This is a genomic window from Enterococcus cecorum (assembly GCF_052119425.1).
In the GTDB taxonomy this organism is placed as follows: Bacteria; Bacillota; Bacilli; order Lactobacillales; family Enterococcaceae; genus Enterococcus_E; species Enterococcus_E cecorum_C.
Map to the genome: position 1 here is coordinate 1 of NZ_JBQKFH010000098.1, position 622 is coordinate 622.

The 622-nt window shown below is 31.8% G+C and carries 1 protein-coding gene; it reads left to right on the forward strand.

All coding sequences use genetic code 11. The annotated features are described in order from the left end of the window. Window positions 1–622: transposase (locus tag ACTQZM_RS11965; RefSeq protein WP_441653889.1), on the forward strand; the 622-nt coding region annotated here is incomplete at both ends.

A 622-nucleotide genomic window follows, 5' to 3' on the forward strand; every position in this document is an offset into this window, starting at 1 on the left:
TCCTTATACCTACCAATTACCTGAATGCCTATTGGTTGATGAATTCAAAGGAACGAAAGATTGTCATACAAAATTATGCTTTATTTTTAGTGATGGAGAAACTGGGAAAATTATTGATATTCTAAATGATCATAGGAATTTTGCGATTAAAGACTATTTTCTGCGCTTTAGCTTGGAGAACCGATGCCGTGTGAAATATGTGGTAATGGATATGAATGCCTCTTATCCTTACGTTATCAAAGAAATATTTCCTAATGCAGAAATTATCATTGATCGTTTCCATATTATCCAGCAATTGACTCGTGCTTTGAATAATAAACGAATTCAAGTCATGAAAGAACAAAAAAATAAGGAATCTCGTCACTATACGAAATTAAAAAGATATTGGAAATTCGTTTTAACGCACGAGGATAATCTGAATTACGAGAAACGATTACAGTACCCATTATTCGACAAAAAATTCGTCACTCAAACAGAAGTTGTAGATACCTTACTTTCATTTGACGAAGGCTTCAAGCAATGTTACGAGATTTATCAAAGTCTGCTTGGACACTTTCATAAAAAGGAATACAACAAATTTTTTGATATACTCTATAACTTACCTCAAAACTTAGATAAAAAA